We start from the raw sequence: 18298 nt of genomic DNA, 5'->3' as shown, positions 1-18298 counted from the left end.
CACCGGCGTCCTCCGGTCGCGTTCGGTCAGTCCTTCAGTTCGCAGATGGGTGCGCCGGAGGTGACCGTCTTGCCGATCTCGGCGCTCAGACCGGTGACGGTGCCGGCCTTGTGCGCGGTCAGCGGCTGCTCCATCTTCATCGCCTCGAGCACCACGACCAGGTCGCCGGCCTCGACCCGCTGACCCTCCTCGACCGCGATCTTGACGATGGTGCCCTGCATCGGCGACGTCAGCGCGTCACCGCTGACCGCCGCGGCGGCCTTGCCCTTCGAGCGGCGCGGGGCCGCCTTCTTGGCCTTCGGCGCGGCCCCCACCGAACCCAGCCCGGCCGGGAGCACCACCTCCAGCCGCTTGCCGCCGACCTCGACCACGATCCGCTCGCGGGGTTCTTCCTCGCCGCTCTCGGCCGCGGTGCCGGACCAGGGCTCGATCGTGTTGTCGAACTCGGTCTCGATCCAGCGGGTGTGCACGGTGAACGGGTCGCTGGTGAAGGCCGGGTCGCTGACCACCGCCCGGTGGAAGGGCAGCACGGTGGGCATGCCCTCGACGACGAACTCGGCCAGCGCCCGGCGGGAGCGCTCCAGCGCCTGCTGCCGGGTGGCGCCGGTGACCACCAGCTTGGCCAGCATCGAGTCGAAGCCGCCGCCGATCACCGACCCGGACACCACACCGGAGTCGAGCCGCACGCCCGGGCCGGACGGGGTCTCGTAGCGGGTGACCGTGCCCGGCTGGGGCAGGAAGTTACGGCCCGCGTCCTCGCCGTTGATCCGGAACTCGATCGAGTGCCCGCGGACCTGCGGGTCGTCGTAGCCCAGCGGCTCCCCGGCGGCGATCCGCAGCTGCTCACGCACCAGGTCCAGGCCGGTGACCTCTTCGGAGACCGGGTGCTCGACCTGCAGGCGGGTGTTCACCTCCAGGAACGAGATGGTGCCGTCCGGGCCGACCAGGAACTCGCAGGTGCCCGCGCCGACGTAACCGGCCTCGGTGAGGATCGCCTTGGACGCGCGGTACAGCTCGGCGGTCTGCTCGGGGGTCAGGAAGGGCGCCGGGGCCTCTTCGACCAGCTTCTGGTTGCGCCGCTGCAGCGAGCAGTCGCGGGTGGAGACCACCACCACGCTGCCGTGCTCGTCGGCCAGGCACTGGGTCTCCACGTGGCGCGGGCGGTCGAGGAACCGCTCGACGAAGCACTCGCCGCGGCCGAAGGCGGCCACCGCCTCACGGGTGGCGGACTCGAAGAGCTCGGGGATCTCCTCGATCGTGCGGGCCACCTTCAGACCGCGCCCGCCGCCGCCGTACGCGGCCTTGATCGCGACCGGCAGGCCGTGCTCCTCGGCGAAGGCGACGATCTCGCTCGCGTCGGCCACCGGGTCCTTGGTGCCGGGGACCAGGGGCGCGCCGGCCCGCTGGGCGATGTGCCGGGCCTTGACCTTGTCGCCCAGGGCGTCGATGGCCGCCGGCGGCGGGCCGATCCAGGTCAGCCCGGCGGCCAGGACGGCGGTGGCGAAGTCGGCGTTCTCGGCCAGGAAGCCGTAACCGGGGTGCACCGCGTCGGCACCGGAACGGGCCGCTACGGCCAGCAGCTTGTCCACCACCAGGTAGGACTCGGCAGCGGTGGTCCCCTCCAGGGAGTAGGCCTCGTCCGCGACGGTGACGTGCACCGCGTCGCGGTCGGGCTCGGCGTAGACGGCCACCGAGGCGATGCCGGCGTCACGGCAGGCGCGGGCGATACGCACCGCGATCTCGCCCCGGTTGGCGATGAGAACCTTGCTGATCGAACGGGTGGCACCCGGTTCGGGGGACGGCGTGGTCATCTCGCTCCTCTCCTCTGCCCGGAGAGTATCCCCGGCCTCTGCGGCCCGGGCGGTCGCGGACGTGACCCGGGCCACGTCGCGCCGGACGGGCGGTCCCCGGACCCGGCCCGGCCGGCCCGGGAATTCAGCCGGAGCGAATTTCGCTGGAGGGGTCGTGGCTACTATGACGATGACCCAGGACAACCACGACGAAACGGTCAAGGACGGCATCGTCCTGATCGACTTCTGGGCGGAGTGGTGCGGTCCGTGCAAGCGCTTCGGCCCGGTGTTCGAGAAGGTGTCCGAGGCCAACGAGGACGCGACGTTCGCCAAGGTCGACACCGAGGACCAGCAGGTTCTGGCCGCGAAGTACGGGGTCCGCTCGATCCCGACCCTGGTGATCTACCGCGACGGCATCCCGCTCTTCAGCCAGCCCGGGGCGCTTCCCGAGGCGACTCTGGAGAGCCTGCTGAAGGAGGTCCGCGAGCTGGACATGGACCAGGCCCGCGAGCAGTACGAGGCGCAGAAGAAGGAAGCCGGCCGGGTCTGACCGGCCGCCCCTCCAGGGGCGGAAAGTGGCGGTTGAACGAGCCCGCCGCACTTGAATCCGCCGGCGCCGACGGGCCCGATCAGCCCGTCGGCACCTCAAGTGCGACCACTAGCGCCCGGTGCGGTGAGCCGCTGATGTCGACCGTGGCGGTCGAGGCGACGCCGATGCCCTCGTCGACCAGCAGGTGGTCGGCGGGCGTGACCGGCAGCGGCGACCAGGCCGGCCAGGTCGGGCGCAGGCCCTTGCCGACCACGTCGGCGGCGTCTTCCCAGCCCGCCTTCTCGAGCGCCCGGAAAGCGGGCTGCCAGGGCGCCGCGTTGAGGTCGCCGACCAGGAACGAGCCGGTCTCGGCCCCGGCCACCTTCTGCTCGGCCAGCCGGCGCAGGTCGGCCCGCCAGTCGGGGCCGGGCATCAGCACTCCGCCCGGCATCTGCGCGACGGTGAGGCCGATCCGCGCGGTGCCGGCCTCCAGCACCCCCGAGGCCGCGGGCTTGCTGAAGCCCTCGAGCTCGGTCAGGTCCGAGACCGCCAGCCGGCTCCAGATCCCGATGCCGTTGCTGCCCTCACTGCCCACCTGGACGATGCCCTGGGCCGGGGCCTGCCGGTCGAGCCCGGCCTCGGTGAGGTCGTGGGCCAGGGTGGTGTTGAGCCCGGTGACCACCACCACGTCGGCCGCGTAGTCCCGGGCCGCGTCGGCGATCGCGTTCGCGTCGGCCGCGCCGTGCGAGCCCTCCACGGTGAGAACCCGGACGGTGGCCAGGTTGCCCGCGGGGGCGTCGCGCGAGGAGGCGTAGCCGGCCACCATCGCCCAGGGCAGCAGGGCGGCCACCGCAGCGATGCCGGTGGGGATCCAGTGCTTGCCGCTGAGGCCGATCGCGAGCACCGGCAGGGCGAAGATGGCGACCAGAGGGGCGAGCGCCGAGGGGGCAGTGAGCAACGGAGAGGCCGAGTCGACGAACATCGTGGCCGACCACAGCCCCAGCAGCAGAGCAACGCCGGTCAGCCCGATCGCGATACGGCGGTGCCGGCGCGGGTCGACCGGCCGGCGCGGCTCGGGTTCTTCGTGCTCTTCGAACTGGTCGTCGAACTCGTCCTCGAAGCCGTCGTGCTCCTCGTCGAAGTGTTCGTCGAGGGGTTCGTCCGGAGAGGGGCGCAGACGGGCGCCACGGTCGCGGCGCGACGTGGTGCTCCCAGGCCGGGGTAGAGCATTTTCACGAGCCTGAGGACGTCGTCCGGTCTCGGTCGGTGCGTCGGTGCGGTCGATCGGGTGGTTGCCGGTGCGGTCGGGGAGGTCTTCGCGGCGCATCTGGACGCCGTTGAACGGGGTCGGGCGCGCGGGGAAGCGCTCGCTCAGGGGGCCGCGTTCGGGCTTCTCCGGCTGGCGCGCGGTCTGCGGTTCCGGATCGTCCCAGGGCCGGGGGGCCTGTCGTTGCGCTCCTCGCCCGGGGGCCGGGTTCTGCTGATGAGGGCCCGGAATGCGTTGACCGACACTGGGCCTCGGCTGCTCCGGGGCTGCGCCCGGGCGCGCGGGCCCCTCGGGTCCCGCCGGCTGGTCGAACCACGAGCCGCTGCCGCCGGCACCCGGACGACCGGCCCCGGGACGACCGCTGGGGGGCATCGCGGGCTGGGCCGGGCGGGTGGGTTGCTCGCCGGTGCGGGCGCGCTCGGCCGCCTCACGCTCGGCCCGCAGTTCACGGCGGGTCTTGCGGGGCTGCTGCGGTGCGGCGCCGTTCTCCGGAGCGCGGCTGGATCCGCGTTCAGGGGAGCGGCCGTCCATGGCGTTACAAGTTATCGCAGTCGGCCGGGCTGCCGTACTTCCCCGACTCGCTCAGAGCCGATCATTGCGGGCGTCGGCGTTCGTCGGACACCGTGCGTAGTCGTTCCAGGAACTCGGGGGCGGTCATCGCGGCGCCGTAGGCCAGGCCCTGCCCCACGTCGCACCCCAGGTCGGCCAGCCGGTGCGCGGTCGCGGCCTCCTCGATGCCCTCGGCCACCACCCGGGCGTCCAGGCCGTGGGCCATCGCGATGGTGTGCTGCACGATCATCTCGGTGTTGGGGCGGGCCAGGTCGGCCACGAAGACCCGGTCCAGCTTGACCTCGTCCACCGGCAGTTGGCTGAGGTACGACAGCGAGGAGTACCCGGTGCCGAAGTCGTCGATCGACACCGACACCCCGTCGGCCCGCCAGCGGCCGAGCAGCCCGGCCGCCGCCGCGGGATCGGTCAGCAGCGACTGCTCGGTGATCTCCACCCGCAGCGCGGCCGGGGGCAGCGACTGCCGGTTCAGGGCCGCCCAGACCCGGCCGGGCAGGTCCTCGTCGCGCAGGTCGCCGGCGTCCAGGTTGACGCTCACCGGCACCTGGTAGCCCGCCTGCCACCACGACGAGCAGGCCTCCAGGGCCCGGTCGAGGATCAGCGCGGCCATCGGCCGGTTCAGGCCGGTGCGCTCGGCCAGGGGCAGGAAGGCGGCCGGCAGCAGCACCCCGTCCTGCGGGTGGCGCCAGCGCACCAGCGCCTCGGCCCCGACGATCTGCCCGGTGCGCAGGTCGACCTGGGGCTGCACGTGCACCTCGATGTCGCCCCGGACCAGGGCCTGGCGCAGTTCGCCGGTGCGGCGCAGCCGCTCGCTGCCGTCGTCGCCCGCCGGGTCGTAGTGAGCCAGGCCGCTGCGCGTGCGCTGGGCGTGGTGCAGCGCCACGTCGGCCCGCCGCAGCAGGTCACCGCCGGTGCTGCCGGTGCCCTCCGGGCTGGTCGCGATGCCGATGCTGGCCGCCACGTGCAGCCGTGAGCCGCCCACGTCGAACGGCTCGCGCAGCGCCGCCCGCAACGCCAGCGCGGCCGACTGCGCCTGCACCCGGTCGGCCCCGGGCAGCAGCGCGGCGAACTCGTCGCTGCCCAGCCGGGCCAGCATCTGCTCGGGGCGCAGGGCCGACCGCAGCCGGGCCCCGACGGCGGCCAGCAGCCGGTCGCCGGTGGCGTGCCCCAGCGCCTCGTTCACGTCCTTGAAGTTGTCCAGGTCGACCAGCAGCAGGCCGGTGCCCGGGCGGTCGGCGCGGGCCGGCCCGTCGCCCGGGGCGGCCAGGGCCTCGGACAGGGCCCAGCGGTTGGCCAGCCCGGTGAGCTCGTCGGTGCTGGGCCGCGGCGGGCAGGCCAGGGCGCGCTCGCGATCGGCCCGCAGCGCCTCGCGGGTCCGGAACACGGCCGCCACCAGGCAGACCAGGGCGATCCCGGCTCCGACCCGAGGGGCCTGGGGCAGGGCCAGCGACACCGCCACCAGCACCGCGCACCCGGCCACGACCAGGGCTGCCGGCCCGTCGCCGCGGGGGCCGGGCAGCAGGCGGGGCAAACCGGCCCAGCGACTCGTCCGGCCGCTCCGGAACCTGCTCGGGCCCGCCCCGGCGCCCCAGCCGACGATGGCGTGCCCGAGCAGCACCAGCAGCCCGGTCCAGGCCGGGGCCGAGGTGGCCGGGTCCAGCGCGCTGAGCAGGGCCGGGCTGCCGCTGGCCCGGAAACTGAGCAGGTCGGCCACGGTGACGGCGATCAGCCCGACGGCCAGCCAGTGCAGCTGCGAGCGCAGCGGACGGCTGGTGGCCGCCATCGTGGTCACCGCCAGCACGAACACCACCACGTCGACCAGCAGGGGCACCCAGGGCACCGGAGCCGTCGGCCCGGTCAGCGCCGCCGAGGTGCGGTAGGTCAGGGCCAGCTCCACGGCCAGCACCCCGAGCGCCAGCGCGCCGGTGACCACCACGGCCGCGTCCAGGCCGTCGCTGCGGGCCCAGCGGGGCGACCCCCCACGCAGCAGCATCACCACGCCGGCCACCTGGCCGATCCGGCCGATCGTGATCGCGGCGACGACCAGGCCCGCGTGGGCCGGGTCGGTGGCGGCCCACCCGGCGACGGCCAGGGCCATCGCCGCGTAGCTGCCGGCCATCACCCGCCAGGCCCGCGCCACGATCGGCGAGACCAGCTCCCGCCGGGCCGAGCGGAGCAGACACAGGGCGGTGCACAGCATCACGAACGGGGCGGCGACGGCCAGCGTGTGCCGGGGGTCGGGCGGGGTGATCGGCACGACCGCCAGAGCCGCGCCGAGGATCACGATCACCTGCAGCATCGAGAGGGCCAGGCCCCAGCGGTGCGACGGCTCCGGGGCCGGGTCGGACGCCGGCCCGGTCACGGTACCGGCCGGAAACCCTTCCCTTTCTGGCATGTCGTCGCGCTCGGTGACATCGCTGTCAGTCGGGCGCAGGCGCTCCGGTTCGGGGCCGGCCGGACGCGGTACCGATGCGGTGCCGGTGCGTCCCGGGGCCGGCGCGGCCACCGTGCGGATCTCGGTGGTCACGCTCTGACCTGGCGATTCAGGGGCAACCGCGATCGGATCGGACATTTTCGGCACGGTGACCGAACGGCTGTCGTCCGGTCGCGTCATGCCCATGCGAACAGTGTTGGCCGTCACAGCAACCCCGGCAACCAAAACGCATCAATGCCATCAAGCGGTGTCAGTTAAAATTATCGGCCACGCTGCGTGACATCCAGCCGAATTCACCGGTCGCGCGGGGTCCAAAGGCTTGGCCAGGCCACACCCAGCTCCTTGGCGAGGTCACGCAGCAGAGGCAGCGAGACGCCGACCACACCGTGGAAATCGCCCTCGATCCCGGAGACGAACGGTCCCCCCAGGCCGTCCACGGTGAACGCGCCCGCCACGGCGAGCGGTTCGCCGGTGGCCACGTAGGCCTCGATCTCGGCGTCGGTGACCTTGGCGAAGTGGACCGTGGTGACCGAGACCGCGCCCAGCGTGCCGCCGGTGCCGCCCTCGTCCTCGTCGCGCAGGTCGATCAGCCAGTGGCCGGTGCACAGCCGCCCGCTGCGACCGCGCATCTCCTTCCAGCGCCGGACCGCCTCGTCGGCGTCGGCGGGCTTGCCCAGGGCGGCGCCGTCCAGGTCGAGCACGGAGTCGCAGCCCAGCACCAGGCCGGGCGCCGGGCCGTCCTCGTCGAAGTACTCACGCTGGGCGGCACCGGCCACGTTCTCGGCCTTCTCCTTGGCCAGGAGCAGGGCCACGTCCTCGGGGTCGGTCACCCCGGTACGGGCCAGGACGGCCGGCTCGTCGACCGAGGAGACGCGGACCGACGGTTCGATCCCGGCCGAGCGCAGCGTGGCCAGCCGGGCCGGGGAGGCCGAGGCCAGGGTCAGGGGGGTATGAGTGCTCACGGCCGACAGTGAAGCAGCCCGGTGCGGCCGCGCCACATCGGCCACCCGTCTGCGATCAGCGGGTCCGGCCCGATGCCCGCCAGGCTCCCGGCCCGGGGGAGACCGGCCGGCGCAGTAGAGAGCCCCGATCCGCCCAGGCCGAACCCGACCGCTTCCCGGGCGCACCCTCGTCCTCAGTCGCTGAACCGACCGCACTGATCACGGCGAGCAGCGCCGCGATCTCCTCGGCCGACGCATCTCCCCGGACCAGGTGCAACGCAGGCCGGCCCCCCTCGTCCTCAGGCATTCCGGACCCCTCTCACAGCGGGATGTTGCCGTGCTTCTTGGGCAGCGCCTGCTCGCGCTTGTTCCGCAGGGCCCGCAGCGCCCGTACCACGTGCTCGCGGGTACGTGAGGGCTGGATCACCGCGTCGACGTACCCCCGCTCGGCCGCGATGTACGGGTTGGCCAGCGTGTCCTCGTACTCGGTGACGAACGACTGGCGGGCCGTCTCGACGTCCCCGCCCTCGCTCATCACCTTCTTGATCTCGTTGCGGTACAGGATGTTCACCGCGCCCTGGGCTCCCATCACCGCGATCTGCGCCGTGGGCCAGGCCAGGTTGATGTCCGCGCCCAGGTGCTTGGAGCCCATCACGTCGTACGCCCCGCCGTACGCCTTACGGGTGATCACCGTGACCAGGGGGACCGTGGCCTCGGCGTAGGCGTAGATCAGCTTGGCGCCGCGCCGGATGATGCCGTTCCACTCCTGGTCGGTGCCCGGCAGGAAGCCCGGAACGTCGACCAGCGTGAGCACCGGGATGTTGAACGCGTCGCAGGTACGCACGAACCGCGCCGCCTTCTCCGAGGCGTTGATGTCCAGGCAGCCGGCGAACTGCATCGGCTGGTTGGCCACCACCCCCACCGGGTGACCCTCGACCCGTCCGAAACCGACCAGGATGTTCGGCGCGAACAGGGCGTGCACCTCGAGGAACTCGCCCTCGTCGAGGACGTGCTCGATCACCGTGTGCATGTCGTACGGCTGGTTCGCCGAGTCGGGGATGAACGCGTCCAGCGCGTCGTCCGGGACGAAGTCCTCCTCCGGGCCACCGAGAACGGGCGCGTCGGAGAGGTTGTTGTCGGGGAGGTAAGAGACCAGCGTGCGCACGTACTCCAGGGCGTCGGCCTCGTCCGAGCCCAGGTAGTGCGCGTTGCCCGACAGGGTGTTGTGGGTGCGCGCGCCGCCCAGTTCCTCGAAGGTGACCTCTTCACCGGTGACGGTGCGGATCACGTCCGGGCCGGTGATGAACATGTGCGAGGTCTGGTCGACCATCACCACGAAGTCGGTGAGCGCCGGGCCGTAGACGTGACCGCCGGCAGCCGCCCCCATGATGAGCGAGATCTGCGGGATGACCCCGGACGCCTTCACGTGGCGGGCGAAGATCTCGGCGTACAGGCCGAGCGAGACCACACCCTCCTGGATGCGCGCGCCGCCGCCCTCGTTGATCCCGATCAGGGGGACACCGGTCTTCACGGCCAGATCCTGGACCTTGACGATCTTCTCGCCGTAGACCTCGCCCAGCGCACCGCCGTAGATCGTGGCGTCCTGGCTGAACACGCACACCTGACGGCCGTCGATCGTTCCGTACCCCGTGATCACGCCGTCGCCGTAAGGACGCTTCTTCTCCATGCCGAAGGCGGTCGAGCGGTGCCGCGCCAGCTCGTCCAGCTCGACGAACGAGCCCGGGTCGAGCAGGGCCTCCAGCCGCTCCCGGGCGGTCTGCTTGCCCTTGGCGTGCTGCTTCTCCACCGCCCGGGCGGAACCGGCGTGCACGGCCTCGTCCACCCGGCGGTGGAAGTCGGCCAGCTTGCCCGCGGTGGTGTGCACGTCGATGTCCTCGGGCACCTCGGGACCGGACGCTGCTTCCGACATCACGTGACTCCTAGGTCGCTGGACTGGGAGCGAGAGTAGCCCGCAGGGGGCCTGTTCAACTGGGCCCGGATCGGGACGCAGGTCACAACGGTCCTATCCTTTCCGCATGCCGACCGGTGCCTGGGAAGACCTCGAACGCCCGCCCCTGCGGCAGGCGGCGCTGCGCGCGGCGCTGACCTCCGGGCCGCAGGCGTGGCGCTCGGTCGACGTGGTCACCGAGACCGGTTCCACCAATGCCGACCTCCTCGAGCGGGCCCGGGCGGGCGAGCCGGCCGGAGCCGTGCTGGTCGCCGACAGTCAGAACCAGGGACGAGGGCGGCTGGGCCGGGTCTGGTCGGTGCCCCCCAGGTCTGCGCTCACCTTCTCGGTGCTGGTGCGGCCCACCGCGCCGGTGGAGACCTGGAGCTGGCTGAACCTGGTCAGCGGGATCGCGGTCACCGACGCCCTGATCCGCGTCTGCGGGCTCCCGGCCACCCTGAAGTGGCCGAACGACGTGCTGCTGCCCGCCGGGGTCGCCAACGGCTACGCGGGCGACCGGCTGAAGGTGGCGGGCATCCTGTCCGAGGTCGTCGGCGACGCGGTGGTGATCGGGATCGGGCTCAACGTCAGCCAGAGCACCGACGAACTGCCCGTGCCCACCGCCACCTCGCTGGGGCTGGCCGGCTCGGCCACCACCGACCGGGACACCGTGCTGCGGGCCGTGCTGCGCGCCCTGGCCGGCCGGCTGGCCGAGTTCGAGCAGGAGGGCGTGGCCGGCCTGGCCGCCACCTACCGCGAACGCTGCTCCACGATCGGTCTGGACGTGCGGGCCGACCTGCCCGGCGGCATCTCCCGCACCGGCCTGGCCGACGGGGTGGACGACAACGGCCGGCTGCTGCTGCGGCTGGCCGACGGTTCGTCCCAGGCGTTGTCCGCAGGCGACGTGGTGCACATCCGCAACCCGGAAACGGCATGATCAGGGCATGGGCTTCCCACCGCAACTGCTGGCCGACGACGAGGAACTCGTCCTCGTCCTACGGCGACACGTCAAGGTCATCGCCTGGCCGATCCTGCTGCTGGCCCTGATCCTCGCGCTGATCGGCGCGAGCTTCCTGCTCGATCAGACCCTGGTCACCCTGGTCGCCGCCGGGGTGGGCCTGGTGGCGGCGCTGCGCTGGGTGCTCTGGCCGGTGCTGGTCTGGTGGAACGAGATCTACGTGCTCACCACCAAGCGGCTGATCCTGCGGCGCGGCGTGTTCAACCGCTCCGGGCACGACATGCCGCTGTCCCGGCTGAACGAGGTGTCGTTCGAGCACAGCCTGTTCGAGCGGATGCTCGGCTGCGGCACGCTGAAGGTGGAGAACGCCAGCGACGGCGGCCCGCTGCTGCTCACCGACATCCCCAAGGTCGAGCTGGTGCAGCGCTCGCTCTACGAGCTGGCCGACGACCTGCGCGGGGTGCGGGGCGGCCCGCTCGACGAGTCGGTCGCGCGCAACCTGGACGAGGCGTTCGGCGACGAGTACCAGTACCGGGGCACCCGGGACGCAGCCGCGTCCGACACCCCGGAAGACCCCCGGCGCCGCCGGTGAGCGACCGCGAGGAGTTCACCTCCGCCCTGCTGGGTGGCCCCTGGACGCTGCGCCGCCGGGAGGTCGCCAAGCGGGTCGGCGTCTCGCTGCTGTCGGCCCGCAAGCTCTGGCGGGCCCTGGGCTTCCCCGGCGTGGACGACGACGAGGTGGCGTTCAACGAGACCGACGGCCGTGCGCTGGAGCGGGCGGTCGGCCTGGTCCGGCACGATCTGATCGACGAGGAGACGGCGATCGCCTGCGCCCGCGCCCTGGGCCAGACCACCGACCGGCTGGTGTCGTGGCAGATCGACGCGCTGCTGGAGTACCTGGCCAGCCGCAGCCCGAGCGGTCAGCCGGACAACCCGCTGAAGCTGATCGAGCAGCTCACTCCCGAGCTGGAGGAGCTGCTGGTCTACTCGTTCCGCCGGCAGCTGGTCGCGGCGATCAGCCGGATCGACGCCTCTTCGGGGCGCCCGGCCGACGCGGTCACAGTGTGCTTCGCCGACCTGGTCGCCTACACCCGGCTCTCCCGCCGGCTGCCCCGCCGTGAGCTGTCCCGGCTGGTCCAGCGCTTCGAGGGGCTGGCGTCGGACGTGGTCACCGCGGGCGGTGGGCGGGTGATCAAGACGGTGGGCGACGAGGTGCTGTTCATCGCCCAGGACGCCAAGCGGGCCGCGCTGATCGCGCTGTCGATCTCGGCCCGGATGGCCGACGACGACCTGGTGCCCGACGTGCGGGTGGGCATGGTGCACGGCCCGGTGCTGCGCAGCCTGGGCGACGTGTACGGCACCACGGTGAACCTGGCCAGCCGGCTCACGTCGCTGGCCGAGCCGGGCACGGTGGTCACCGACCCGGGCACGGCCAAGACCCTGGAGGACCACCCGGGCATCGAGCTGGTCGCCCAGCGTCCCCGCCTGGTGCGCGGTTTCGGTCAGGTGCAGCCGTTGCTGGTGGCGCCGATGGGCATCAGCCAGCAGCTGATCAAGGTCGATTGAGGACGTCGGTGCCGGGCAGCGCGGTCGGGCGCAGGTCGGTCTCGCCGCCCCGGTGGGCAGCCCGGTCGTGCTCCTCGGCGAGGTCCTCGGCGATCGCCTCCGGCGTTCCCGGGGGTGTCAGGTCGTCGGCCGGGTGCTGGTGGTCGTGGGTGAACACGAACGTGCGGTAGGCCCAGAACCGGAACAGCGTGCCGAGCGCCAGGCCGATCACGTTGCCCGAGATGTTGTCGGCCAGCGGCGAGTCGAGGTCGAGGATGTAGCGGGAGAAGCCCAGGCAGGCCAGGGCGATCGCCAGGCCGGCCCCGTTCATCACGCCGAACAGCACGAACTCGCGGCGCACGGAGGCGCGGCGGCGGTGCCGGAAGGTCCAGTAGCGGTTGCCCAGCCAGGAGACCACGGTGGCGACCAGGACCGAGATGGTCTTGGCGGTGAGCGGCTTGTGGTCCAGGCCGACCGCCTCGCCGACGGCGCTGTGCAGGAGCAGGTTGAAAACGCCGGTGTCGACCACGAAGGCCACGCCGCCGACCGCGCCGAACTTCATGACCTCTCGGTAGAGGAGATCGACCGAGCGGCGCAGCCGGGTGAAGAGGGCGGTATCGGCGGACATTGGCCTAACAGTGCCACGGGTACCTGAGGATCGCCCAACGCAACCGGCAGGGCCGACGCGGCTGGAGGCAGGGTCTGACCGGCGGTGATCAGGCCCCTCCGGGCAGCACTCGTTCCTGTGGGCGACCCTCTCCCCATATGTCTGGCCTGCGCCCAAAGCCCACCCTCCCCCAACGCCTCCGGCTCCGGGCGGTACCCCCACCGGGGAGACACGTCCCGATTTCCGGAAGGTTGAGCCGGGTGCAGCGCGCAGGCGGAACCGGCTCAGCTCGCCCGCCTGCCCGGTCGACGCCGGTACTGACCTCGCCAATCGTTACGCTGACCGCCGTGGTCTCCACTTCACCTGATTCTTCCGGCGTGCCGGCACCAGACGGCGCCGCAGCCCCCTTCGGCACTGTCCGTCTTACCCCGCTCACTGCGGCCGACCCCATCCCCGGCGGGTTTCCCACCGTCGGTGTGATCGGCGGCGGTCAGCTGGCCCGGATGATGCAGCCCCCGGCCGTCGCCATGGGCGTCCGGCTGCGCGTGCTGGCCGAGTCGGAGACCAGCAGCGCGGCCCTGGCCATTCACGAGGCTCCGGTCGGCGACCACCGCGACCTGGCCACCGTCGCCGACTTCGCGGCGCAGTGCGACGTGCTCACGTTCGAGCACGAGCACGTCCCCGGCGCGATCCTCGAAAAGCTGGTGGCCGACGGCGTCCCCGTGCGCCCCGGCCCCGCGGCGCTCGCTTTTGCGCAGGACAAGCTGGCCATGCGCCGGAAGCTGACCGAGCTCGGCCTGCCCAGCCCCCGCTGGGCCCAGGTGCACACGTGGGAAGAGCTGGCGGCGTTCGGCGAGACCGTGCCCAGCGTGGTGCTGAAGACCCCGCGTGGGGGATACGACGGCAAGGGCGTCCTGGTGCTGTCCGAGAAGACGGCCGAGACAGCGAAGCAGTGGCTCGAAGCGGCCGGCCCGGACGGGCTCCTGGCTGAAGAGAAGGTGGCCTTCACCCGCGAGCTCGCGGCGCTGATCGCGCGCAGCCCCTCCGGTCAGGCCGCCGCCTGGCCGGTGGTGGAGAGCACGCAGAAGGACGGCATCTGCCACGAGGTGATCGCCCCGGCGCCGAACCTGACCGAGGAGCAGGCCGCCGAGGCCACCAGCGTGGGCCTGCGGATCGCCGGCGAGCTCGGCGTGGTCGGGGTGCTGGCGGTCGAGATGTTCCAGACCGAGGACGGCCGGGTCCTGGTCAACGAGCTGGCCATGCGCCCGCACAACTCCGGCCACTGGACCATCGACGGCGCCGTGACCAGCCAGTTCGAGCAGCACCTGCGCGCGGTGCTGGACCTGCCGCTGGGTGAGGTCCGGGCCCGCTCCCGGTGGACCGTGATGGTCAACGTGCTCGGCGGCGAGTACGCCGACCTCTACCGCAGCTACCTGCACGTGATGGCCCACGACCCCGGCGTGAAGGTGCACATGTACGCCAAGGAGGTCCGGCTCGGCCGCAAGGTCGGGCACGTCACCGTCTGCGGCGACGACCTGGACGACTGCCTGGCCCGCGCCCGGCACGCAGCCGCCTTCATCCGCGGCGACATCGACGAGTGAGCGAGGAATCGGTAATGAGCAGCAAGCCCCTGGTCGGCCTGGTGATGGGCTCGGACTCGGACTGGCCGACCATGGAGGCCGCGGCCCTGGCGCTGGAGGAGTTCAGCGTGCCGTACGAGGCCGACGTGGTCTCGGCCCACCGGATGCCGCAGGAGATGATCTCGTACGGAGCCGCAGCGCATGAGCGCGGGCTGCGCGTGATCATCGCAGGCGCGGGCGGCGCCGCCCACCTGCCCGGCATGCTGGCCAGCGTCACCCCCCTGCCGGTGATCGGCGTGCCCGTTCCGCTGAAGTACCTGGACGGGATGGACTCGCTGCTGTCCATCGTGCAGATGCCCGCGGGGGTGCCGGTGGCCACGGTGTCGATCGGCGGCGCCCGCAACGCCGGCCTCCTCGCCGTGCGCATCCTCTCGGCCGGGGAAGGCGAATTCGCGGCGGGCCTGCGCAGCGCACTGGTCGACTTCGCCGGCAGCCTGCGCGACGTGGCCACTGCAAAGGGCGAAAAGCTTAGGGCCAGAACAAAGGACGCCGGTGTCACCCCGGCCGCCGAAGCGGCGGCCCGTCCCGCCACGGGTTTCACAGCCGGCTGAGACCGGGCCCAGCCGGTCCCGACCGGCTGGGCCAAGCCCGGCACGCCCAGCCCGGTCACGCCAAGCCGGTTCACGTGGAGCCCGGTTCACGCGGAGCCCGGTTCACGCGGAGCCCGGGGCACGCGGAGCCCGGGGCACGCGGAGCCCGGGGCACGCGGAGCCCGGGGCACGCGGAGCCCGGGGCACGCGGAGCCCGGGGCACGCGAAGCCCGGGCACGCCAAGCTGGGTCACGCCAAGCTGGGTCACGCCAAGCTGGTCACACGAAGCCCGGGCACACGAAGCCCGGTCACGCGGAGCCCGGTTCACGCGAAGCCCGGGCACGCCAAGCCGGGGCACGCCAAGCTGGTCACGCGAAGCCCGGGGCACACGAAGCCCGGTCACGCCAAGCCGGGGCACGCCAAGCTGGTCACGCGAAGCCCGGGGCACGCGAAGCCCGGGGCACACGAAGCCCGGGGCACACGAAGCCCGGTCACGCGAAGCCGGGGCACGTCAAGCTGGTCACGCCAAGCTGGTCACGCGAAGCCCGGTCACGCGAAGCCGGGGCACGCCAAGCCCTCACGCCAAGCCGGGGCACGCCAAGCCCTCACGCCAAGCTGGGGCACGCCAACCCCGGTCACGCCAAGTCCGGCACGCTCTGCGGACGCGTGTCGCCAGATTCGCCGTCCAAAAACCGGTGGAGGAACCGCTGGGCGAGGACCAGCCGGCCAACGCCCAGAACTCCCATCAGGCGCCCGGCCAGGCCGGCGCTCCCTACCTGGCCCCGGGCCCGTTCAGCACCCGGCGAGCATGGAGCTCGGTGTGATCGCCGGTGCCGGGACCGCTGTCGGTGCGCACCCGGAGCATGAAGTACTCATCGTCCAGTTCGTGCGGCTCCAACGAGGTGGTACGCCCGCCCGGGATCTCGAGGCGGGGGGTGTGTCTGGGGTGGGTGCGCCCGAAGCCCGGCACGTCGGAGGTGGGTGCGTCCGAGTCCCACTCGTTCCCGGCATCATCGGTGAGCCTGCCCAGAGCGTGGCGCCCGGCCTATCCGGAAACCCTGGCCCTCGTAAGCCTCAACCGATTCCGGCATCAGCTGGTCTGGGAGAACGGCCGATCGGAAGCTCGGTGCGCACCCAGGTCCGGCCAGCCCTTGGGCTTGGCCGCGGACCTGGGGAGGGCTTCGTGGATCCGGCTCAGTCGAGAACGGCGGCGACGGCTTCCACCTCGACCAGCTGGTCGGTGTAGCCGAGCACGGTGACGCCCACCAGGGTGCTGGGCGGATCGTGCGGGCTGAACTCGTCGCGGACCACCTGCCAGGCCGTCACCAGGTCGGCCTGGGAGGTGGAGGCGACCAGGACCCGGGTGCTGATCACGTCTTCCAGGTCGGCGCCGGCGTCGGCCAGTGCAGTGCGCAGGTTGGCCATGCACTGCGCGGCCTGGGCCGCATAGTCGCCCGGGCCGACTGTGGAGCCGTCTTCGGCCAGGGGGCAGGCGCCGGCCAGGAAGATCAGGCGGGCATCGGCCGGGGCGGTGGCGGCGTAGGCGTACTCGGCCACGTCGGACAGCGTGCCCGACCGGATCAGACTGACTGCACGTGCGGTCATTTCGCCTGTTTCTTCTGCTCCTCGGCCATGGCCCGCAGCACCTCGGTGTCGTCGTTCTTCAGCGCCTCGAACATCTGCAGCGCCTTCTCGGTGTCCCACTTCACCGCCGACATCCCGCCCACGCGGAAGTCCGGGTTGCCGATCGGCACCGTCATGGACAGGCCGTCGCTGCCCGAGACCGCGCGCATGGCGAGCACGAACTTGGTCAGCGCGATCGGCCCGGTGGACTCGTCGACGGTGAGCGCGCCGCCGCCGGCCTTGGCGGCCGGGATCGCGCGCCAGGGCTGGATCAGGGTGCCGGGCGAGAGGGTCTTCTTGGCGATGGCGGCCAGGGTCTCGCGCTGGCGCTCGACCCGGCCCAGGTCGCCGCGGGGGTCGCTGTAGCGGGCGCGGGCGTAGCCGAGGGCGGTCTTGCCGTCCATGTCCTGGCAGCCCTTCTTCAGGTTGATGTGCGCCTTCGCATCCTTCATCGCGCGCTTGGGGCACAGCTCGACCCCGCCGATCGCGTTGACGATGTCGGCGAAGCCGCCCAGACCGGTCTCGACGTAGTCGTCGACCTTCACGCCGCCGACCTCTTCGAGGGTCTTGATCAGCAGGGTGGGGCCACCGATGGCGTAGGCCGCGTTGATCTTGTTGCTGTCGTGGCCCGGGATCGGCACGTAGGAGTCGCGCGGCACGCTGATCAGCACGGTGGGGCCGTCGCCGTCCGGCACGTGCAGCAGCATGATCGTGTCGGTGCGCTGCCCGGCCGCCGAGCCGGTGCCCAGGTCTTTCTTCTCCTCGTCGCTCAGGTTCTCGCGGGAGTCGCTGCCGACCACCAGATAGGTGCGCCCCGACGTCTCCTCCAGCTTGGAGCCCTCGTGCGCCGGGCCCACCGCGTCGACCCGGTTCAGACTGCTCCAGGCGGTGAAGCCGAGGATGATCGGATAGGCGATGAGCAGGCCGACGAGCACCAGCACGACCAGCTTGACCCGCGGCCGGGGCAACTGGCGCCCGCTCGGCCGCACCGACGGCGGCCGCCCCGGACCACCGGGACCACCGGGCCCACCGGGCCCGCCGGGCCCGCCGGGCCTACCCGGGCCCCCAGGACCGGCCGGGCCCCGCCCGGAAGGACGGCCGTCGGTGCCCCGCCCGCCCGACCCCGCGCCGTACTGCCCGTAGCCGCTCACGCCGTAGGGCTCGTCGCGCTCGTCGACGTGCTGCCCGTACTGCGCGTTCGGATCAGCTCCGCCGTGCTGCCGGTACATGTCGCCGACCTGGTCCTCTTCTTCCGGCCAGGCGGACTGGGACGACTGAGAAGACTGGGACGACTGCGGACGGCCGCTACGCGCGGGCCGCCCGGCGGCCTCCTCGGGCGACCAGAACTGGACCGCATCGTCTTCGTTGTTGTTACCGCCACGGCCCCGGCGGGGATCGTCGTTGCTCATGCCACGCCCAGCCGGGGTGCCTCGATCGCGGGGCACGTGTCCATCACGACCTGCAGACCGGCCGCCCGGGCGCGGGCCGCCGCGGCCTCGTCGACCACGCCGAGCTGGAGCCAGACCGCCTTGGCACCGATCGCGATCGCCTCGTCGACCACCTCACCGACCCAGCGGCTGTGGACGAACAGGTCGACCACGTCGATCGGGCCCTCGGCGGCGGTGGCCTCGGCCAGGGTGCGGTAGCCCTTGGCGCCGTGCACCGTGTCGGCGTTGTGGTGCACCGGCACGATGCGCATGCCGAGGTTCTGCACGTACCTCGCCACGCTGTGGGCGGGGCGGCTGGTGTTGCTCGACAGCCCGACCACGGCCCAGGTGGCGGGGGTGGTGAGCAGGCGCTGCACCACCCCGGGATCGTTGCGGTGTGCCCTCGGCGTACCGGTTTCCATGGACACAGTCTGCCCTGCGGCACCGACAATTTGCCGTCGGGCGGGAAGGAACCGGAAAAGCGGACGGTGC

Annotated in this window: 17 protein-coding genes; 7 read left to right on the top strand and 10 right to left on the bottom strand. The window is 72.5% G+C overall.

From position 1 onward, the window contains the following. Positions 1-26: 26 nt before the first annotated feature. The gene (locus QSK18_RS00325; RefSeq protein WP_232811404.1) at positions 27-1811 is read right to left on the bottom strand and encodes an acetyl/propionyl/methylcrotonyl-CoA carboxylase subunit alpha; all 1785 of its coding nucleotides are present in this window, start codon (positions 1809-1811) and stop codon (positions 27-29) included. A 154-nt stretch (positions 1812-1965) separates the two neighbouring features. Between QSK18_RS00325 and trxA the strand changes: the two genes are divergently transcribed. Then, a complete protein-coding gene (trxA, locus tag QSK18_RS00320) occupies positions 1966-2340 on the top strand; it encodes a thioredoxin (RefSeq protein ID WP_352396424.1) in 375 nt (124 codons plus the stop codon). 79 nt (positions 2341-2419) lie between these two features. Here trxA and QSK18_RS00315 read toward each other — a convergent pair whose 3' ends face one another. The 5 genes from QSK18_RS00315 to QSK18_RS00295 all read right to left on the bottom strand — a co-directional run bounded on the left by QSK18_RS00315 (position 2420) and on the right by QSK18_RS00295 (position 9458). After that, entirely contained in the window at positions 2420-4117 is a 1698-nt protein-coding gene (locus QSK18_RS00315) for an endonuclease/exonuclease/phosphatase family protein (protein ID WP_285616247.1), read from the bottom strand. 61 nt (positions 4118-4178) lie between these two features. Next, positions 4179-6680, bottom strand: a complete 2502-nt coding sequence (locus QSK18_RS00310) for a putative bifunctional diguanylate cyclase/phosphodiesterase (protein WP_285616246.1) — start codon at positions 6678-6680, stop codon at positions 4179-4181. A 200-nt stretch (positions 6681-6880) separates the two neighbouring features. Then, entirely contained in the window at positions 6881-7549 is a 669-nt protein-coding gene (locus tag QSK18_RS00305) for a Maf family protein (protein ID WP_232811407.1), read from the bottom strand. A gap of 55 nt (positions 7550-7604) precedes the next feature. Continuing rightward, the gene (locus tag QSK18_RS00300; RefSeq protein ID WP_285616245.1) at positions 7605-7835 is read right to left on the bottom strand and encodes an acyl-CoA carboxylase subunit epsilon; all 231 of its coding nucleotides are present in this window, start codon (positions 7833-7835) and stop codon (positions 7605-7607) included. A gap of 12 nt (positions 7836-7847) precedes the next feature. Beyond that, positions 7848-9458: an acyl-CoA carboxylase subunit beta gene (locus QSK18_RS00295; protein WP_232811408.1), complete on the bottom strand. Its 1611-nt coding sequence runs from the start codon at positions 9456-9458 to the stop codon at positions 7848-7850. 106 nt (positions 9459-9564) lie between these two features. Between QSK18_RS00295 and QSK18_RS00290 the strand changes: the two genes are divergently transcribed. The 3 genes from QSK18_RS00290 to QSK18_RS00280 are packed head-to-tail and all read left to right on the top strand — an operon-like array spanning position 9565 to position 12000. Further along, complete coding sequence (locus tag QSK18_RS00290; protein ID WP_232811409.1) at positions 9565-10413, top strand: biotin--[acetyl-CoA-carboxylase] ligase; 849 nt, start codon at positions 9565-9567, stop codon at positions 10411-10413. 7 nt (positions 10414-10420) lie between these two features. Continuing rightward, the gene (locus QSK18_RS00285; protein WP_285616244.1) at positions 10421-11026 is read left to right on the top strand and encodes a PH domain-containing protein; all 606 of its coding nucleotides are present in this window, start codon (positions 10421-10423) and stop codon (positions 11024-11026) included. Then, entirely contained in the window at positions 11023-12000 is a 978-nt protein-coding gene (locus QSK18_RS00280; RefSeq protein WP_232811411.1) for an adenylate/guanylate cyclase domain-containing protein, read from the top strand. The genes QSK18_RS00285 and QSK18_RS00280 overlap by 4 nt, the downstream gene beginning before the upstream one ends. Here the strand turns inward: QSK18_RS00280 and QSK18_RS00275 are convergent. Beyond that, positions 11987-12607 (bottom strand): GtrA family protein, encoded by a 621-nt coding sequence (locus QSK18_RS00275; RefSeq protein WP_232811412.1) that lies wholly within the window; start codon positions 12605-12607, stop codon positions 11987-11989. The two genes, QSK18_RS00280 and QSK18_RS00275, sit on opposite strands and share 14 nt — an antisense overlap. 356 nt (positions 12608-12963) lie before the next feature. Here QSK18_RS00275 and QSK18_RS00270 point away from each other — a divergent pair, with 356 nt between their 5' ends. From QSK18_RS00270 to QSK18_RS00260, 3 genes are all read left to right on the top strand, one after another. Then, positions 12964-14187 (top strand): 5-(carboxyamino)imidazole ribonucleotide synthase, encoded by a 1224-nt coding sequence (locus tag QSK18_RS00270; RefSeq protein WP_232811413.1) that lies wholly within the window; start codon positions 12964-12966, stop codon positions 14185-14187. A gap of 14 nt (positions 14188-14201) precedes the next feature. Continuing rightward, positions 14202-14777, top strand: coding sequence for a 5-(carboxyamino)imidazole ribonucleotide mutase (purE, locus tag QSK18_RS00265; protein ID WP_232811414.1), 576 nt, complete (start codon positions 14202-14204; stop codon positions 14775-14777). 674 nt (positions 14778-15451) lie between these two features. Then, a complete protein-coding gene (locus QSK18_RS00260; protein ID WP_269810165.1) occupies positions 15452-15580 on the top strand; it encodes a hypothetical protein in 129 nt (42 codons plus the stop codon). Between the two features lie 370 nt (positions 15581-15950). Here QSK18_RS00260 and QSK18_RS00255 read toward each other — a convergent pair whose 3' ends face one another. From QSK18_RS00255 to QSK18_RS00245, 3 genes are read right to left on the bottom strand one after another with little or no spacing between them, the layout of a single operon-like run. Beyond that, on the bottom strand, positions 15951-16361 hold the full coding sequence (locus QSK18_RS00255; RefSeq protein WP_232811415.1) for a RidA family protein: 411 nt from the start codon (positions 16359-16361) through the stop codon (positions 15951-15953). Then, positions 16358-17788 carry an LCP family protein gene (locus QSK18_RS00250; protein ID WP_285616240.1) on the bottom strand — a complete coding sequence of 477 codons (1431 nt, stop codon included), beginning with the start codon at positions 17786-17788 and terminating at the stop codon, positions 16358-16360. The genes QSK18_RS00255 and QSK18_RS00250 overlap by 4 nt, the downstream gene beginning before the upstream one ends. Continuing rightward, the gene (locus tag QSK18_RS00245; RefSeq protein WP_232811417.1) at positions 17785-18228 is read right to left on the bottom strand and encodes a CoA-binding protein; all 444 of its coding nucleotides are present in this window, start codon (positions 18226-18228) and stop codon (positions 17785-17787) included. Before QSK18_RS00245 ends, QSK18_RS00250 begins: the two co-directional genes overlap by 4 nt. Positions 18229-18298: the final 70 nt, after the last annotated feature.

Origin of the sequence: Kineosporia sp. NBRC 101677 (genome assembly GCF_030269265.1) — a bacterium.
GTDB lineage: Bacteria > Actinomycetota > Actinomycetes > Actinomycetales > Kineosporiaceae > Kineosporia > Kineosporia rhizophila.
The sequence above is the reverse complement of the archived record's forward strand: the minus strand, read 5'-3'. Positions and strand labels throughout refer to the sequence as shown.

Bases quoted from the DNA above. Each gene is read 5' to 3' on its own strand.
- QSK18_RS00250 (WP_285616240.1), bottom strand. From the start codon at position 17,788: ATGAGCAACGACGATCCCCGCCGGGGCCGTGGCGGTAACAACAACGAA.
- QSK18_RS00325 (WP_232811404.1), bottom strand. From the start codon at position 1,811: ATGACCACGCCGTCCCCCGAACCGGGTGCCACCCGTTCGATCAGCAAG.
- purE (WP_232811414.1), top strand. From the start codon at position 14,202: ATGAGCAGCAAGCCCCTGGTCGGCCTGGTGATGGGCTCGGACTCGGAC.
- QSK18_RS00315 (WP_285616247.1), bottom strand. From the start codon at position 4,117: ATGGACGGCCGCTCCCCTGAACGCGGATCCAGCCGCGCTCCGGAGAAC.
- QSK18_RS00275 (WP_232811412.1), bottom strand. From the start codon at position 12,607: ATGTCCGCCGATACCGCCCTCTTCACCCGGCTGCGCCGCTCGGTCGAT.
- QSK18_RS00255 (WP_232811415.1), bottom strand. From the start codon at position 16,361: ATGACCGCACGTGCAGTCAGTCTGATCCGGTCGGGCACGCTGTCCGAC.
- QSK18_RS00290 (WP_232811409.1), top strand. From the start codon at position 9,565: ATGCCGACCGGTGCCTGGGAAGACCTCGAACGCCCGCCCCTGCGGCAG.
- QSK18_RS00295 (WP_232811408.1), bottom strand. From the start codon at position 9,458: ATGTCGGAAGCAGCGTCCGGTCCCGAGGTGCCCGAGGACATCGACGTG.
- QSK18_RS00245 (WP_232811417.1), bottom strand. From the start codon at position 18,228: ATGGAAACCGGTACGCCGAGGGCACACCGCAACGATCCCGGGGTGGTG.
- QSK18_RS00285 (WP_285616244.1), top strand. From the start codon at position 10,421: ATGGGCTTCCCACCGCAACTGCTGGCCGACGACGAGGAACTCGTCCTC.
- QSK18_RS00300 (WP_285616245.1), bottom strand. From the start codon at position 7,835: ATGCCTGAGGACGAGGGGGGCCGGCCTGCGTTGCACCTGGTCCGGGGA.